Source organism: Paenibacillus sp. FSL K6-1122, from assembly GCF_037977015.1.
Lineage (GTDB): Bacteria > Bacillota > Bacilli > Paenibacillales > Paenibacillaceae > Paenibacillus > Paenibacillus amylolyticus.
In genome coordinates, this window is sequence record NZ_CP150272.1 from 1,386,620 (window position 1) to 1,402,387 (window position 15,768).

Here is a 15,768-nt window from a genome sequence, read left to right on the forward strand (position 1 = left end):
TTATTTGATAATGTAAGCTCGCCAGCGCCATGTCATGATCGTACAAGCTATTGCACCTGACAATGGAAAATCGAACCCAATATGATCCAACCAAGCCCATGAAGAACTCGGGTTTACGATCTGCAATACATTAGAAATCCCCCACGCCGCCACCAAGCCAAACCCTGCGCCTGCAAGTGCCAAGCAGCCCACGACAATGATTCGGGGGGCTTTTGCCACCCACCGTGTGCGGTTCTTACGGTTACGAAGCCAGAGTCCGGCCCATAGAGCCATAAGCAGAGACGCCCCTCCAATCGTTGTTAAAGCTCGTAACTGAAGGACTTCATCAGCGGTAACGATTCCCCCGATGCTTGCCATGATGGCAGGAGACAAGTAGGCCGGGATTAATTCACGCCACAGCACAAAAGGTTTTGGGGGAGGATTAGCAGCTCGGTTTGGATAAGCTTCCTCGGAATGAATGGGGTCATTAAGGTTAACCATATCACTACTCCTTTTTTGTTTAGAAATCACTGATTTGCTTTCATCTATAAGTAATTAGGAGCCTAACTATATGGTAATGAAAATGGGCTAGTTGAACTAGCCCGGTTCACCTTTCTTCGTTATGCTCCTAGGATTTTGGTTCGGAGAAGTCGTGTGACTCATCTGTAAGTGCAGCAATACCTTGTGTTACACGCCCCAGCAGGTTGAGAAACACACTCCTTTCCTCGATCGTAAGTAATCCAACCATCGCTTCCAGTCTGGCAAAATGTTCCGCAGCCATATCCGTTAGTTTCTTCGCACCTTTGGCGGTCAAAATGACTGACTTCTGACGACCATCAACGGAACTCGTCCGACGAGCAACCAGTCCGTCGCGTTCTAAAATCTCGATTAGACCAGTTACGGTAGCACGGGTTACACCCAGATTTTCCGCCAGTTGGGAGGGCAGTTCTTCTCCTTCGTGATCTTCAAGATCTGCCAACAGACGATATCGTCCTGTCGATAAACCAAATCTGGAGAAATGGATTTCTGCAGCATGCCCAAGTTTGGCTCCTGCTACCATCAGTCTGGATGCGACAAGCACGGCTTGTGCATCCACGTCTAATTGATAGCGATCAACCTGACGCTTCGTTTGTACTAACGAAGGGATGAGGTACATATCAGTTGTTGATTTGTTTTGATTGTCCATACATATAGTATGGCGCCTAACTATATAGTTGTCAACTTTTGTTTAGACCATTCGTCAAGTTGGATGCTCTCGTAAAGTGTTCGTACACAAAAAACCATGTGCCTAGAAAAAAAGAGGCGACATGGTTTTCTTTTGTCTTTTTTCATATATATTGATCCAGTTGGAGAATAACTATCGGAACATATTCTTAACGACCATCCAGAGATTAGCCGGTTTTTCGGCCAAACGGCGGGTATAGTACGGATACCACATGGTGCCATAAGGTACGTAACAGCGAATGCGATAGCCTTCTTTGGCGAGACGTTCCTGTTCGCTCATCCGCAGACCATATAACATCTGGAATTCAAAGGCATCCGGCGAGATTCCCCGATCCTTGGCGTATTGTTTCGTCCAGTTAATGATGTGATCATCATGCGAGGCAACCGCAGTGTACACACCCTGATCGAGGTGATTACGAATCATCGTTTTGAATTGATGAATGACTTCAGAAGTATTCTGATAGGCGACTGATCCGGGTTCTTTGTAAGCACCTTTAACCAGCCGAAGCCGAATACCTTCCCGAATCATATCACGTGTATCTTCTTCGGTGCGATGCAGGTAGGCTTGCAATACTGTGCCTGTATTATGCAGTCCTTCCGAGTGCAGTCTTCGGACAATATCCAGCGTCGCTTGAGTAAATGGACTATCCTCCATATCAATTCGAACAAATAGATCATGTAATTTGGCTTGTGCGGCAACGGTACGAATATTTCGATAACCCTCTTCAGGGTCGAGTGCGAGGCCCATCTGGGTTGGTTTCAGCGAGACGTTGGAGTCTACGCCTTCACGTGCAATGCCTTCTACCAGTCGTACATACTCATCCCTGTACAATGCCGCTTCGCTCAGGCGGGTGATGCCTTCACCCAGATGATCGAGTGTAGCCATAATGCCTTTATTATTGAGTATGTGGATCTCTTCGAGAGCTTCTTCCAAGGTGTTTCCTGCAATAAATTTGCCTGCCAGCTTCTTACCATATCTAATGGACAGGTTCTCTACAGCTTTGTTTCCTGCCACGGTTAATAAGGTTTTGCGATATATTTCCGTTCCCACACTCATTTTCGTTTCCTCCTTCAGCATTGTGCAAACTTAATTCAAGCAAGAAACGTGCCAGATTTGGCGATGGTCTACTATTTTTCATGGAGATTATCTATTTAAATTGAACTAAACATTTACACAAAACGGAGAGGACAGAAAGAACCTGAAGAAGCGGAGCGCTCGCCTTTATCCCCGGATTTTCCCTCTATAAAAAGGAAACAAAAAAATCTGGGGATAACAGCGATCGGAAGGTTATTCTGTCATCGGAGTGGCCCGTGTGAATTTTCTTTAGTTAATTTAACGAGAAAAATATTTCAGTCTCAACCGGAGTTGGCACGGATTTTGCTACATATATTTGGTGATGAGTAACATGCAAAATAATTCAGGCGAGCAGCCAGCGAATCCCACATCCTGAAGGAGGAATCATTGATGAATATCCCTTTTGTTAACGAACCATTCACACCCTTTGCAGTCCAGGCGAACCAGGAAGCATTTGAAGACGCACTTCGTCAGGTAGAAGCTGAACTTGGGCAGGAATACCCGATTATTATTGGTGGGAAAAAAATAACAAGCAGCCGCACGTTAACTTCCGTGAACCCCGCAGCCAAGAATCAAGTTGTCGGAACGATCCATCAGGCAGATCGAGAATTGGCCGAAAAGGCCATTCAGACAGCGGCGGAGACATTCCACACATGGAAACATACTGACCCGAATGAACGGGCCCGTTATCTATACAAAGCAGCTACCATTATGCGCCGTCGCAAGCATGAATTCTCCGCATGGATGGTCTATGAAGCCGGCAAGACTTGGCCTGAAGCGGATGCGGACACAGCGGAAGCCATTGATTTTATGGAATTCTATGCACGGGATATGCAGCGACTGAGTGAACCGCAGCCCCTCGTGCGGATTGCAGGGGAAGATAATGAACTGAGTTATATACCGCTGGGCGTTGGTGTTGTTATTCCACCTTGGAACTTCCCGCTGGCGATTATGGCAGGCATGACCTCTGCTGCACTGGTATCCGGCAACACGGTGGTATTAAAGCCCGCCAGCACAACGCCGGTGATTGCCGCGAAGTTTATGGAGCTACTCGCAGAAGTTGGTCTGCCGGATGGCGTCGTGAACTTTTTACCTGGACCAGGCAGTGAAGTGGGTGATTATCTCGTGGATCATGCGCTCACCCGGTTTATCAGCTTCACCGGTTCCAGAGATGTAGGACTTCGAATTAATGAACGTGCAGCACGAACAGCTCCAGGTCAGAAGTGGATCAAACGGGTTATTGCAGAAATGGGCGGGAAGGATTCTATCGTTGTAGACAGTGACAGTGATCTGGAACTCGCGGCAGAGTCCATTACCGCTTCGGCATTTGGTTTCTCAGGACAGAAATGTTCGGCGTGTTCCCGTGCCATTATTCATAAGGATGTATATGATGAAGTGTTGCAAAAAGTGATTGAACGGACACAGAAACTGACGATGGGCAGTCCACTTGAAGTTGGCAGTCAGGTTGGGCCAGTTATCGATGACAAGGCATATGCAAAGATCACGGAATATATTGAAATCGGCAAGGGCGAGGGGCGTCTTGTGCACGGTGGCGGTACCGGGAACGTCGAAGGATATTTCATTGAACCAACTATAATTGCCGATGCTGACCCGAAAGCCCGAATTGCTCAAGATGAGATTTTTGGACCTGTGCTTGCGTTCATCAAAGCAGGATCATTCCAGGATGCATTGGATATCGCTAATAATACAGACTATGGTCTGACCGGCGCGGTGATCTCACGAAATCGTGAACATCTGGAACAGGCAAGACGTGAATACTTTGCGGGTAATCTTTATTTCAACCGGAAATGTACCGGAGCACTGGTAGGCACACATCCATTTGGCGGATTTAACATGTCAGGCACGGATTCCAAGGCAGGTGGAAGAGACTATCTGCTGTTGTTTACACAGGCGAAGCTGGTATCCGAGAAATACTAAGACAGGAACTCATGATCCAACTAAAAACTTCTTACATTTGCTTGAATAGTATGCTATTATCCCTGCAAATCCTTTTGTTCGTATAAGAAACACAGATGCTTATTGCCGAAGGCATAAGGAGGGTAACGGATGTTAGGTGTTCAGTTGGTACAGGAACAACGTATTCGGCTGTCCATCACGCCGGAGATGAAACAATCCTTTCATTTGCTAACCATGTCTGGCCAGGATCTGACCCGTTATTTGCAGGATGCGGCGGAGGAAAATCCGGTGCTTGAACTGGAAGAACAAGCTGCGCCCCTTGCCCGGATTCCGCGGCGAATGGATCAGCGCAGGTATGGTTCCTATGATCCGCTGCTTCAGGCCAAAGGTGCCGAACCTACTCTGGAACAATTGCTGATTGCGCAAATTCGAGTGATGACAATTCCAGACGAATTGGAAAATATGGCCGTATATTTGGCAGGGTGCGTTAATGATGATGGTTATCTGACGGTTGAACTGGCAGAGGTGCAAGCAACACTTGAGCTTCCGATGAGCAAGATTGCAGCGGGACTGGATCTTCTCCAATCGCTGGACCCTGCTGGTGTAGGGGCGCGGAATCTGCAAGAATGTCTGTTGCTCCAGATTAGACGTGATCCATCAGCCTCGCTGAATGCGGAATGGATGGTGGAAGCGGGATTGGAAGCACTGGTTCCTTTTCACCCAGGTAGAACAGGGAGACGATTAGGCATGACTTCGCAGGAAGCTCAGACTGCCTATGACTACATTACACGTCTCGATCCCAAGCCCTGTCGATCCATCGGATGTACAGAACGGCCACATTACATTATTCCGGATGCCATTGTTGGGTTGCGTAACGGTGAGGTCCATTATAGTTTGCATGCAGCAGGTAATCCTCGGGTATCGATGAATGAAGCGTGCTTCCGCTGGATCAAGGAAGAGGTTCCGGACGCAATCTGGTCTACCCGCGTGGCAGAGGCGAGGGCTATTATTCGGAGTGTACACTTGCGGCGCAGAACTTTAGTGCGTGTGCTGGCGGCAGTGATGGAAGAGCAAAAGCACTTTTTGGTCAAAGGCCCATCCGCGCTAAAACCGCTTAATCTGGCTGTTATTGCAGAGAAGATTGGCATGCATGAATCAACGGTAAGTCGTGCGGTGAACGGTAAATACATTGAGACCCCACATGGTGTATATGAACTCAGAGCTTTTTTTGCCTCGGGAATCAGTACAACGTCAGGGAATAAAACATCAGCATCAGCGGTGAAACGTAGATTAAAAGAAATCATTCGCATGGAACAGACTCAGCGTCCATACTCGGATAGTCATTTGGCCACATTGCTCGCCGAGGAGGGAATTATCATCTCCCGCAGAACGGTTGCCAAGTACAGGGAGGAACTTCAGATTCTGCCTTCCCTTGAGCGTAAACGTTGGGCTTAATCGAATAGCTGGCGTCTTATCATCTTTGGATACAAGAATAAGAACCCCCGCAAACCGGATAAACGGTCTGCGGGGGTTCTTGTTAATTATTTGTGTTTGGGTTGCTGCATTAGTTTTCCTGATTACCTACAAACGTTCCATATTACGCAGGAAGTGTTCTCCGGCAATCCCTGGTGTAGTCATCTGTTCCGGATGAAGAATCTCTTCCAGTTCTTCCGGTGTCAGCAATCCGCGTTCGAGAATAATCTCTTGCAAGGAAAGTCCAGTCTTGAGCGCTTCCTTCACAATGGAAGCTGCAACATTATAACCTAAGTGTGGGTTCAACGCCGTAACCACACTGAAACTTTGCTTCATGATTAATTCGCAGCGCTCACGGTTAGCTTCCATCTCTTCAACTGCATAACGCGTGAAAACATCGATGCCGTTATTCATAATTTTCAGCGATTGCAGCAAGTTGAACGCAATAACTGGGCCCATGACATTCAGCTCGAATTGACCGGCTTCACACGCCATACAGATCGTATGGTCGTTCCCCATCACCTGGAAGGATACCTGGTTAATGACTTCCGCCATAACGGGGTTGACTTTGCCCGGCATAATGGACGAACCTGGCTGACGCGGTGGCAGGCGCAATTCATTGAATCCTGCACGTGGACCTGAAGCCATCATGCGAATATCATTACAGATTTTGGAAAGGCTAACCGCACATACCTTCAGCGCCGCTGAAAGTTCCAGATAGGCATCTGTGTTCTGCGTTGCATCCACGAGATCCTCAGCTGTTTGTAGTGGAAGTCCGGTAACATCAGACAGGTGCTCTGTAACCTTGACGATATATTCGGGTTTGGCATTGAGTCCTGTACCTACCGCAGTTGCACCCATGTTAATGGTAAGCAAGCGGCGATTGGCAAATTCAAGACGCTCAATATCCCGTCCGATTACACGGGCATAAGCTCCGAATTCTTGTCCAAGGCGAATAGGTACGGCATCCTGAAGATGGGTACGGCCAACCTTGACCACATCGTTGAATTCCACTTCTTTTTTACGGAACGCATCCTGTAGTCTTTTCATCGTAGCGAGTAACGTCTCCGACAGTCGGTACGCCGCAATGCGCAGTGCTGTAGGAACCACGTCATTAGTAGATTGGGACATGTTCACATGATTATTGGGATTGCAATGGAAGTAGTCTCCCTTGCTTTTGGTTAACAGTTCCAGCCCGCGATTGGCCAAAATTTCGTTCATATTCATATTCATGGAGGTGCCTGCACCGCCCTGAATGGAGTCTACAATAAAATGATCCAGATGATGGCCTTTCATCATTTCTTCTGCTGCCATGACGATCACATCGCCAATCTTGCTCGGCAGCATCTTCAACTCCATGTTGGTAATGGCTGCTGCCTTCTTCACCGCAGCCAGAGCCGTGATCAGCTCCCGGTGTACCGGAACGCCGGTAATCGGGAAGTTTTCCACGGCCCGTACCGTTTGAATTCCGTAATAAGCATAAGCCGGGATTTCTTTTTCACCGATAAAATCTTTCTCCGTCCGTGTGGACATAGTAGACATCTCGTTCGCCTCCAGTGGCATCAATAAAAATAGTTCGGCTCCAGCGTTGCTGAAGCGCACTCAGTATATCATTTAAGCAAAATGGATGCCAATCTAAATCATTTGGCCTCTTGTGCCGATAATAAATAAAATTAGGGATATTTAAATGGGATATTATTCAATTTTTAAGAAAGTGAGGGGTGGCCAAGCTTGTCTTATACATTATGCGCTATATGGTAGAGAAGTCATGCATGAACGGCAAGTATGAGGGGGAATAGAACGTTTTCAGTGATGTATATCACATGAAATTTGGTACTTGATTGGTAAAATAGGAAAAAAGGACTACGGGGTGTGCACATGAAATGGACTTTAGGAGCAAAGACTGTCGCAGGTCTGGTACTGATTTCGATTATTACCTACGGAACTAGCGGCTTTTTTATATTTTTTGTCAAAGACTGGATTACATTAGATATTCCGAATTGGGTATACATATCGATTATTTTGATCATGGGAGTATGCTGGAACGGGATTCTGGGATGGTTTGCCTCACGTTGGCTGACTCGTCCAATCGTTCATCTGTCCCGGGCTGCACAGCAGGTGTCAGCGGGGGATCTGACAACCGAAATTCCACAGCGACGCACGCAGGATGAACTTACTGTATTATATGATGCTTTTCGCGCAATGGTTTCTAACCTTCGAAGCATTGTAAATGATATTGCAGACAGTACAAGAACGACTTCACAGAACGCACAGTCTCTGAGTGAAGCAATTACCCAGGCCGCTGAACAGATCGAGATGATGTCGGATGCGGTGGATCATATTGCGGTAGGCGTAGAAGAGCAGAAGGTCACTTCCCATCAATCTCTGATCACTGCGGATGAGATGCTGAACGATTTCCAGCGTATGCATAGCCAGTCCATGGACATGACAGAGATGTCGGGTCAGATGGAACGATCGGTGGATCATACCAAACAGACTTTCTCATCGTTGATGAAAGGGATGGACGAGCTGGCGGAGTCGCACAATCGTTCCCGCGACATTATGCTGTTGCTGGAGAAGGAAGCCTCCGATATTGAGGTAATTACCCAGTCTGTCAAAAACATCGCAGAGGAAACAGGGTTACTTGCCCTGAATGCTTCCATTGAGGCTGCACGAGCTGGCGAAGAAGGTTCTGGTTTTGCAGTCGTGGCGCAGCAGATCCGCAAGCTGGCAGACGAAAGTAAGGAATCGGTACACCGTATTAATGAGCTGATTAGTCGTGTGCAAGAGCGGATCAGGGAGACAGCCCAACTGTCTCATGAGCAGCATGGTCTCGTGGTTAATGAATCGGAGCGGACCGTCTCTGTGGATCAGACGTTGCATGAACTGACAGGAACAGTGGAAGTATTTATGAAGGGTGCGCATGATATCGGTTCCAAGATTGCAGAACAGACCGGTCGCGTGGAGCAAACGCACGGTCATGTGAAGAAGATCCAGGGGAAAGCCGGATCGTTCTCGGATGAGGCGAGACGAATTATGGATGCCGCACACGAAGAGACAGCCATCATGGAGGAGATTTCATCCTCGGCTGAAGAACTGAGACAATTAACGGATCGGTTATTGGACAAAACCAAAGCATTCCGGATGCAGCCTTAAGCTGTGTTCGGGATTTTTTTTGTTTTTGGAGAACAGTTTTGGCATGAGAATTTGCTTATTCTGGTTAAAGCCGAACGTTCTTTCGTGAAAACGAAAATTTGTAAAGATTATTTTATGAAAGATTAACAAATTCGCAACTTGCAGGCGATAAATGAAGATATAATAGGATTATCACAACAGATAAAGGAGCCCAGTATATTGAAAACTTGGACAGGTATCCTGCTGATGATTATTTTGGCGGTAGCTACGATTAGTACAACTTCGGCTGCCAGAACCATGAATGAATCGCAAAAACAGCTTAACATAGATGATCAATCCAGCCAGACCGAAGTGGTCGAGGCTTCCAATATAGATAAACTGCATGACACAGCGAAGACAACACAGGAATCCATTCCCGTGAAAGAGGAATACGTTTCGGTAGCTCCAGAGAATGAGAACGTCAGATTATACCCTATGAAAGTTGAGGGTTCAGGATATATATATAACGGAATGATTTTGGAAGTGGACGGCAAAACGCGAGAATTTAGTGATTGGCAGGGAGAAGGCGGGTCTTACAAACCCGAAGTGCACGAGCTGGATCTGAATGGAGACGGCCAGAAAGAAATTATTGTTTTGTACACAGAAGGTCATGGAACAGGTATTTATTTGGGACAAGCACGTATCATTAATCCGGTAACGCTGGAAGAGATGAAGATGCAATCTCTGGATGAGATTGCGAAACAACATGTGAAGTCAAAAGTTACGGTTAGATCAGACCGTGTGGATGTGGATGTCGCCGTTGATGGGGTTCAAGCAGAACCTTTACGGATCGAGGAAGATACGAGTGGCGGCGTATATAACGAAGAGTTGGGATTCGGTGGAGTTACCTATTACAGTGTAGAGGACGGCCAGCTTGTCGTATCAGCAGCAGGATCTTACGGTGCGGCTTTATATGCGGGTGATCTGACATTCACTTATGAGTATCAAGATGGCGAGTGGAAGGCCGTAGATTTGAAGTACAGCACGGAAGTGTATGAAGAAGAATATTATGAAACTTTTGATTGATACCATCCTGTTTATATCGTAGTGCATCGGGAATTGAAAGTTCTCAAGTGTGGAATTAAGTGAACATCTGACAAGAATATTTCCTTTCTGCGTATACGGACAGTGGGAAACAGGACGAGGCTGAAAAAAATCGGGACATACAGCCTCGTTTTGTGCTGCCTACAGATAGGAACTTTGTACTAAAAATGCAGTAAACAATTGACATTATCACTTTAGTCGTTTAAATGTATAAAGGACAAATCATTTTAACATTCAGGAGGGATTTTGATGAAGAAAAAGGTTGTACTGGGTTTGATGGTAGGCACATTAACGCTTGGGATCGGCACAGGTGCACTCGCAGCAACAGGACTGGAACAGATTAAAGCCTATCTGAACAGCAAGATTACGCTAAAAATGAATGGTGCCACGGTGACAGCCAAAGATGCCAATGGTAAAACAGTGTTGCCTATCACTTACAACGGAACGACTTATTTGCCTGTGCGTGCTGTGGGATCTTTGCTTGGGACAGAGATCACGTATGACAGTGCAACTTCATCCGTCCTGATTGGTGGAACGAATGGATCTGCGCCCGTAACCAACGGAAAAGTAACGCTGAGTGCACTTGGAACATCCGTACTGGGATCTACCGCTTGGCACACCAAAGATCCTAAGGATACCACATATAAAGGCAAGGATTACAAGGATGTTTATCTGCATAATGATCCTACGAAACAGGGGGATGATATCCAGATTAATACGGGTAAAAAGTATTCCTCTCTGCACTTGGAACTTGCCGCGCTGAAAGGAAATCAGGAGATTCATATCTATGATCAGGATCTCGCGACACTCAAAAAGTTCAATATCACTCCAGAAAGCGGTATGATGAGTCTAGATGTGGATGTTAAAGGTACAGACGCTGTCTATGTAGAGATTGTATCTGAAGATCCGGGTTCGGCTCTGTTTGTACCGCTCACAACATCGTATCTGACGAAGTAAAACACAATCTGCAAGTTTGCGACCTTACAGAAGGGGCAAGGCAAGCATAAACATAAAAAAACGATGATTCACTAGGCGATTCCTGAACCGTATCCGGTATTCAGAGTTGCTTAGTGAACATCGTTTTTTATTTTCTTTTTGTTACGAATATTAACGAATGACGGTATCCAGCGGTTTGAGATTGGCTTCAATCTCGGCGCGGCGACCTTCAAGGAATGGAGGCAAAGCAAGCGATTCACCCAGATGCTCCAATTCTTCGTCTGTATCAAATCCCGGACCATCGGTTGCAAGTTCGAACAGAATACCGTTTGCTTCACGGAAATATAGGGAGCGGAAGTAGAAGCGATCTACAAAACCGGAGTTAGGGAATTGGAAGTTACGAACCCGTTCCACCCATTGTTTGAGTTCTTCTTCGTTATCCACACGGAACGCAACATGGTGTACGCTGCCACGTCCAGGACGCTCTTGGGCAAGGTCATTCCGTTCCTCAACATGCACCTCGGAGCCGCTACCACCTTCACCGGATTCAAAAACGAGTACATCAGGTTGACCTGGAGTAAAGGCAGGGTAACTTCCTTTAGCTCTGAAACCGAGCAGTTCGGTAAGAACCGGAGCGGTAAGGGAAGCATCTTTTACCGTAAGATGGATAGGGCCAAGGCCTACAATGCCATACTCGGCAGGCACAGGGCTCTGATCCCATGGTTTACCACCAGCGACACCTGTATTATTTTCATCCGAGACCAGAATCAGACGTTGTCCTTCAAAGTCTGTGAACGAAAGCGTGGCACGACCACCCCGTTCAACAATCTCTCCATGTGGGACTTCGAATTCGTCAAAACGTTGCTGCCAGTAAGTAAGTGCCGCATCACTTGGAACGCGCAGTGACGTTCCGGATATGCTGTTCACCCCTTCACGAGTCTGTCCGGCCATCGGAATCTCGAAGAAGGTAAGTTCGGTACCCGGATTGCCTTTTTCATCGCCATAGAAGAGATGGTAGACGGACACGTCGTCCTGGTTGACCGTTTTTTTAATGAGGCGCAGACCCATGATGTTGGTGTAGAAACGATAGTTCTGATCGGCATGTGCTGTAAGAGCGGATACGTGGTGAAGTCCTTTGATTTGCATAATAATTCCTCCTAGATGAAATGGGATAGTGTAAATGTTCAGTTGAACGTTTGTTAAGTACGGTATATTTTATTTCGATTAAGAAAGTTACTAACTTTTCGTTTGTTTTGTTTCTGAATTTATCTTAACATAAAGATATTTAAATTACAATGCTTATTTAGAATTCCAACTGGACAGCTCTTTCATTCAATGGCAAAATGAAAAAGTTAACATTAAAGAGAGATACTGTTGGTGAGATCCTTGTAAAGGAGAGAAGAGATGCATGGCGTATCCAACATGGCTGGACCCTTATGATGCAGAGCCGTTTATCCTGTTCTCCACTTCACATATCGTTTCAATTAGCGTAATTACAGCAATGATTGTACTGATGTTTTTGCTTCGACACCATCTTCGATCATGGTCAGAGAGGGCACGCCGCATACTGCGGATTGTTCTGGCCTGCATCATGTTTGCCTGCGAAATCGTGCTGCAACTCTGGTATGTGTATGGAGGGATATGGAGCCTGCAGACTTCACTGCCACTCGAACTATGCAGTCTGTCTCTGCTATTATCGGCGTTGTTACTGTTAACACGCAGTCGACTGTTACATTCTGCACTGCTGTTTGCAGGTATTGCTGGAGCCCTTATGGCGATCCTGACTCCTAATCTGGGTTATGTTTATGCACATTTTCGATTCATTCAATTTTTCGTTGCTCATGCCTGTATCATTCTGGCTTTACTCTACATGACCTGGGTAGAACAGCTGCGACCTAGCTGGAGATCTGTAGCAGGTTCGATGATATTTGTGAATGTGGCAGCACTAATCGTATACATTGTAGATGTCATGCTTGACGCGAATTACATGTTTTTGAGACACAAACCGAGTACACCCTCGGTGCTGGATGTGCTAGGTCCGTATCCCATGTACATCCTTGGGGAAGAGATCCTTGCATTAGTCTTGTTCTCGCTGATGTACATTTTGCTCTTTGCCATTCCAGATCGGTTGAAGCATCGTGTGAAAAAAGGTAAAAGCTCCGCGGTATAGGGATAATCCTAGTAGTTGCGCCTGCGCCGCATTATAAACTCTTTATATAAAACATCCCGCAGTAACCTGACTGGATCAGGTCGCTTGCGGGATGTTTGGGCGTTGTCCCTGAATGGGGCCAGCTTTTATATGTTTATCCACGGAGCAGAGATTCCGCACCATCCACGTAGATTCGTGTACCTGTAACATGAGAGGCTTCATCGGAAGCGAGGAACAGGACGAGGTTTGCGACTTGCTTCGACGTTCCGGGTTCGCCCTTAAGCGGATGTTCATGACCCTCAGGGAATTCAACGGGAATCTGTACTTCTTTCAGATCATCCGACGGATAGGTATTATCATCAATATTGGTATCGATGGCACCTGGGCAGACGGCGTTTACACGGATCTTATAACGAGCCAGCTCCAGTGCAGCCATCTTGGTAAACGCAGTTTGTCCCGCTTTGCTGGAAGCGTATGCAGAGAAACCGATCCCTGAGAAGACCCGGTTACCGTTGATGGAACTGGTGATAATGATGCTGCCGCCATGTTCTTTCAGATGGGGAATAGCATATTTTACGGTTGCGAAGGTTCCTCGCATATTGATCTCCATCGTCTGGTCCCAGTCCTCGATTTCCATCGTTTCAATCGGGGCCATTGTTCCGTTAATGCCTGCATTTGCAAATATAATATCCAGTTTACCCGCTTCAGCCGCAGCCTGATTGATCGCCTTCTGCACATTATCCGGTTTGGAGATATCACATTCGATCACATACGCTTCTCCGCCAGCCTTTTCAATCGTCTGTTTTGTTTCCTCCGCATTTTCGGGTGTGCGATCCAGCATGTACACTTTGGCTCCATGCTCGGCGAAACGAATAGCGGTAGCTTGACCAATACCGGATCCACCTCCGGTTACAATCGCGACTTTGCCTTCCAAACGTTGTTCTGTCATCTCTGATCCCTCCATGAGTTAGATTAACGTTGTACGCTCTACTTCTAACATACCCGGCTCAAGATGCGTGAATCATATGTGTATATATCAAAAAGAACAGGACCGCAATGCGGCCCTGTTCTGGAACAGATCATCTTCATCATCTGTCTGCTGTAATATTATTTTGGCATGTGTGATAGGAGACACCCCTAGGTCATGCCCTGGCTTACTTATGTTTCTTCCAGTCCATTGCACTGTTATTGAGCAAATATTCGAAATCGTTATCCCGGCGCTTCTGCTCCGCTTGGCGAGCTTCTTCTGCCTGCTGACGTTCCTGCTCTTTAAGAGCCGCTTCTGCAGCCTTGGCTTCATCCGCCTGAGCTTTCAGCTTCTCCAGCACATCACTGCTAAGCAGATCCTTCAGTGTTGTGGGTTTATCCTGTGCTACTGCTGTTTTGGGAGCAGGAGTGCGTTTTTTGGATTTTGCCATAGGAAAATCTCCTTTCCAAACATGAATCAGGTTCCATTTATCGTACAGTAGTCATAGTATATCAGGTTCCCGTAAAGCATTCCATGAATCTGCGGAACAAAAGCAGGAAAACGAGGGTTGCGTGACGAATGAAAACGGGTATAAAATCATATACTATTACCGATACTGCGACTATTCCCTGGAGAAAGGAGTCGTTGTTCGTGGAAGTAAACCGTGGTTTACTGAAAGGGCTTGCATGGGGCGTTGCCTTTAGCTGCCCGTTATGGATTGCGATTATCGGCTGGTTACGTTTGATGGGATGGATGTATTGAGGATGATGCCGGAAGAGGTCATTTTTTATAAAGTCATATATGTAACCGTTATCATTAAAATCAATAAATAAAGCTCTGCCTTGCGAGATACGCACAGGACAGAGCTTTGTTTGTTTAGAGTTACTTTCAAGTCATAACCATGGATTATTATCCGTTTGGAAAGGAAGTTAATTAAGGCATTTTTACCGGTTCTGGATACTCCAGACCGTGGGTATCTACCGTAACTTTTTTCATAACTTGATCGGAAACCGGTTTGTCACCTTCACCTATTTCCTGAGCTGCAATGTTATCCACAACTTCCATACCTTCGGTCACTTTTCCAAAAGTAGCATAGGCATTATCCAAATGATCCGCGTCAGCTAACATGATGAAGAATTGGGAGCCTGCGGAATCCAGATCTCCATCTTTTCGTGCCATGGAAATAACTCCGCGAGTATGATTCAGGTGGTTTTTGTGACCGTTGGATGTAAATTCGCCCTTAATCGTGTATCCCGGGCCGCCCGAACCGTTACCATTTGGGTCACCACTTTGAACCATAAAGCCCGGAATGACCCGGTGAAAGATCAGGCCGTCATAGAACCCTTTATTCGCAAGGGAGATGAAATTATACACCGTGTTGGGCGCAATCTCGGGATAGAGCTCAATAACGATCTTTTGACCATCCTGCATCTCAATGGTAGCCACCGGGTTTGGACCTTCAGGTGCGGCCGGGACCGGCGCTTGCTCGGCACTGGTTGCAGGGCGTCCGCAACCACTAATGACGATAAGCAGCATCGCAAGAACGAGCGATACTGCGGTTGTTTTTTTCCACCGTAAAGACATGAAAACGTTCCTCCTTGCATCTCTGCATTATATATTTTCTCCAAATCATATTTGGATATTTACCCAACTATCATACCGTTTTTGTGGACAGGATGGCAATGTAATACATGTGTTTGTGGTGAACAAGGGATGGCCTTCATGGAATGATGGGTGTAAAATAAGGAAAATGCTTCCGCATCGGGGACGTACGGGTCTGTTCCGTCCGCTCCAATATACGGCAGTCCCGGCGTCAGTAACGGAAAGGGC

The 15,768-nt window shown here is 46.6% G+C and carries 14 protein-coding genes; 6 read left to right on the forward strand and 8 right to left on the reverse strand.

The annotated features are described in order from the left end of the window. The 3 genes from NSQ20_RS06080 to NSQ20_RS06090 all read right to left on the reverse strand — a co-directional run bounded on the left by NSQ20_RS06080 (window position 1) and on the right by NSQ20_RS06090 (window position 2,260). A complete protein-coding gene (locus NSQ20_RS06080; RefSeq protein WP_036612071.1) occupies window positions 1-480 on the reverse strand; it encodes a hypothetical protein in 480 nt (159 codons plus the stop codon). A 127-nt stretch (window positions 481-607) separates the two neighbouring features. Beyond that, entirely contained in the window at window positions 608-1,165 is a 558-nt protein-coding gene (locus tag NSQ20_RS06085) for a MarR family transcriptional regulator (RefSeq protein ID WP_047841886.1), read from the reverse strand. A 171-nt stretch (window positions 1,166-1,336) separates the two neighbouring features. Then, entirely contained in the window at window positions 1,337-2,260 is a 924-nt protein-coding gene (locus tag NSQ20_RS06090; RefSeq protein WP_253506103.1) for a proline dehydrogenase family protein, read from the reverse strand. 408 nt (window positions 2,261-2,668) lie between these two features. Here NSQ20_RS06090 and pruA point away from each other — a divergent pair, with 408 nt between their 5' ends. Together pruA and rpoN are read left to right on the forward strand one after the other, a co-directional pair. Next, on the forward strand, window positions 2,669-4,216 hold the full coding sequence (pruA, locus tag NSQ20_RS06095; RefSeq protein WP_340032109.1) for an L-glutamate gamma-semialdehyde dehydrogenase: 1,548 nt from the start codon (window positions 2,669-2,671) through the stop codon (window positions 4,214-4,216). Between the two features lie 129 nt (window positions 4,217-4,345). Continuing rightward, window positions 4,346-5,650, forward strand: coding sequence for an RNA polymerase factor sigma-54 (rpoN, locus tag NSQ20_RS06100; RefSeq protein WP_340032110.1), 1,305 nt, complete (start codon window positions 4,346-4,348; stop codon window positions 5,648-5,650). Between the two features lie 126 nt (window positions 5,651-5,776). On the opposite strand, the gene NSQ20_RS06105 is transcribed toward rpoN, so the two are convergent. Beyond that, complete coding sequence (locus NSQ20_RS06105) at window positions 5,777-7,210, reverse strand: aspartate ammonia-lyase (RefSeq protein WP_017690253.1); 1,434 nt, start codon at window positions 7,208-7,210, stop codon at window positions 5,777-5,779. Between the two features lie 336 nt (window positions 7,211-7,546). On the opposite strand from NSQ20_RS06105, the gene NSQ20_RS06110 reads away from it, so the two are divergent. From NSQ20_RS06110 to NSQ20_RS06120, 3 genes are all read left to right on the forward strand, one after another. Further along, complete coding sequence (locus tag NSQ20_RS06110; protein ID WP_036612082.1) at window positions 7,547-8,824, forward strand: methyl-accepting chemotaxis protein; 1,278 nt, start codon at window positions 7,547-7,549, stop codon at window positions 8,822-8,824. 198 nt (window positions 8,825-9,022) lie between these two features. Continuing rightward, window positions 9,023-9,868, forward strand: a complete 846-nt coding sequence (locus NSQ20_RS06115; protein WP_340032111.1) for a hypothetical protein — start codon at window positions 9,023-9,025, stop codon at window positions 9,866-9,868. A 267-nt stretch (window positions 9,869-10,135) separates the two neighbouring features. After that, window positions 10,136-10,843: a hypothetical protein gene (locus NSQ20_RS06120; protein ID WP_339189336.1), complete on the forward strand. Its 708-nt coding sequence runs from the start codon at window positions 10,136-10,138 to the stop codon at window positions 10,841-10,843. Window positions 10,844-10,993: 150 nt separating this feature from the next. Here NSQ20_RS06120 and NSQ20_RS06125 read toward each other — a convergent pair whose 3' ends face one another. Further along, window positions 10,994-11,968 (reverse strand): ring-cleaving dioxygenase, encoded by a 975-nt coding sequence (locus NSQ20_RS06125; protein WP_076251315.1) that lies wholly within the window; start codon window positions 11,966-11,968, stop codon window positions 10,994-10,996. A gap of 262 nt (window positions 11,969-12,230) precedes the next feature. On the opposite strand from NSQ20_RS06125, the gene NSQ20_RS06130 reads away from it, so the two are divergent. After that, the gene (locus tag NSQ20_RS06130) at window positions 12,231-12,992 is read left to right on the forward strand and encodes a TIGR02206 family membrane protein (protein WP_340032112.1); all 762 of its coding nucleotides are present in this window, start codon (window positions 12,231-12,233) and stop codon (window positions 12,990-12,992) included. A gap of 133 nt (window positions 12,993-13,125) precedes the next feature. Here the strand turns inward: NSQ20_RS06130 and NSQ20_RS06135 are convergent, their stop codons facing one another. The 3 genes from NSQ20_RS06135 to NSQ20_RS06145 all read right to left on the reverse strand — a co-directional run bounded on the left by NSQ20_RS06135 (window position 13,126) and on the right by NSQ20_RS06145 (window position 15,522). Continuing rightward, on the reverse strand, window positions 13,126-13,920 hold the full coding sequence (locus NSQ20_RS06135; protein ID WP_036612094.1) for an SDR family NAD(P)-dependent oxidoreductase: 795 nt from the start codon (window positions 13,918-13,920) through the stop codon (window positions 13,126-13,128). Window positions 13,921-14,125: 205 nt separating this feature from the next. Then, on the reverse strand, window positions 14,126-14,389 hold the full coding sequence (locus tag NSQ20_RS06140) for a YqkE family protein (protein ID WP_211081827.1): 264 nt from the start codon (window positions 14,387-14,389) through the stop codon (window positions 14,126-14,128). Between the two features lie 482 nt (window positions 14,390-14,871). Next, a complete protein-coding gene (locus NSQ20_RS06145) occupies window positions 14,872-15,522 on the reverse strand; it encodes a peptidylprolyl isomerase (RefSeq protein ID WP_076327357.1) in 651 nt (216 codons plus the stop codon). Window positions 15,523-15,768: the final 246 nt, after the last annotated feature.

Bases quoted from the DNA above. Each gene is read 5' to 3' on its own strand.
- NSQ20_RS06135 (WP_036612094.1), bottom strand. From the start codon at position 13,920: ATGACAGAACAACGTTTGGAAGGCAAAGTCGCGATTGTAACCGGAGGT.
- NSQ20_RS06110 (WP_036612082.1), top strand. From the start codon at position 7,547: ATGAAATGGACTTTAGGAGCAAAGACTGTCGCAGGTCTGGTACTGATT.
- NSQ20_RS06085 (WP_047841886.1), bottom strand. From the start codon at position 1,165: ATGGACAATCAAAACAAATCAACAACTGATATGTACCTCATCCCTTCG.
- NSQ20_RS06120 (WP_339189336.1), top strand. From the start codon at position 10,136: ATGAAGAAAAAGGTTGTACTGGGTTTGATGGTAGGCACATTAACGCTT.
- rpoN (WP_340032110.1), top strand. From the start codon at position 4,346: ATGTTAGGTGTTCAGTTGGTACAGGAACAACGTATTCGGCTGTCCATC.
- NSQ20_RS06105 (WP_017690253.1), bottom strand. From the start codon at position 7,210: ATGTCTACTATGTCCACACGGACGGAGAAAGATTTTATCGGTGAAAAA.
- NSQ20_RS06125 (WP_076251315.1), bottom strand. From the start codon at position 11,968: ATGCAAATCAAAGGACTTCACCACGTATCCGCTCTTACAGCACATGCC.
- NSQ20_RS06090 (WP_253506103.1), bottom strand. From the start codon at position 2,260: ATGAGTGTGGGAACGGAAATATATCGCAAAACCTTATTAACCGTGGCA.
- NSQ20_RS06140 (WP_211081827.1), bottom strand. From the start codon at position 14,389: ATGGCAAAATCCAAAAAACGCACTCCTGCTCCCAAAACAGCAGTAGCA.
- NSQ20_RS06145 (WP_076327357.1), bottom strand. From the start codon at position 15,522: ATGTCTTTACGGTGGAAAAAAACAACCGCAGTATCGCTCGTTCTTGCG.
- pruA (WP_340032109.1), top strand. From the start codon at position 2,669: ATGAATATCCCTTTTGTTAACGAACCATTCACACCCTTTGCAGTCCAG.
- NSQ20_RS06080 (WP_036612071.1), bottom strand. From the start codon at position 480: ATGGTTAACCTTAATGACCCCATTCATTCCGAGGAAGCTTATCCAAAC.
- NSQ20_RS06130 (WP_340032112.1), top strand. From the start codon at position 12,231: ATGGCGTATCCAACATGGCTGGACCCTTATGATGCAGAGCCGTTTATC.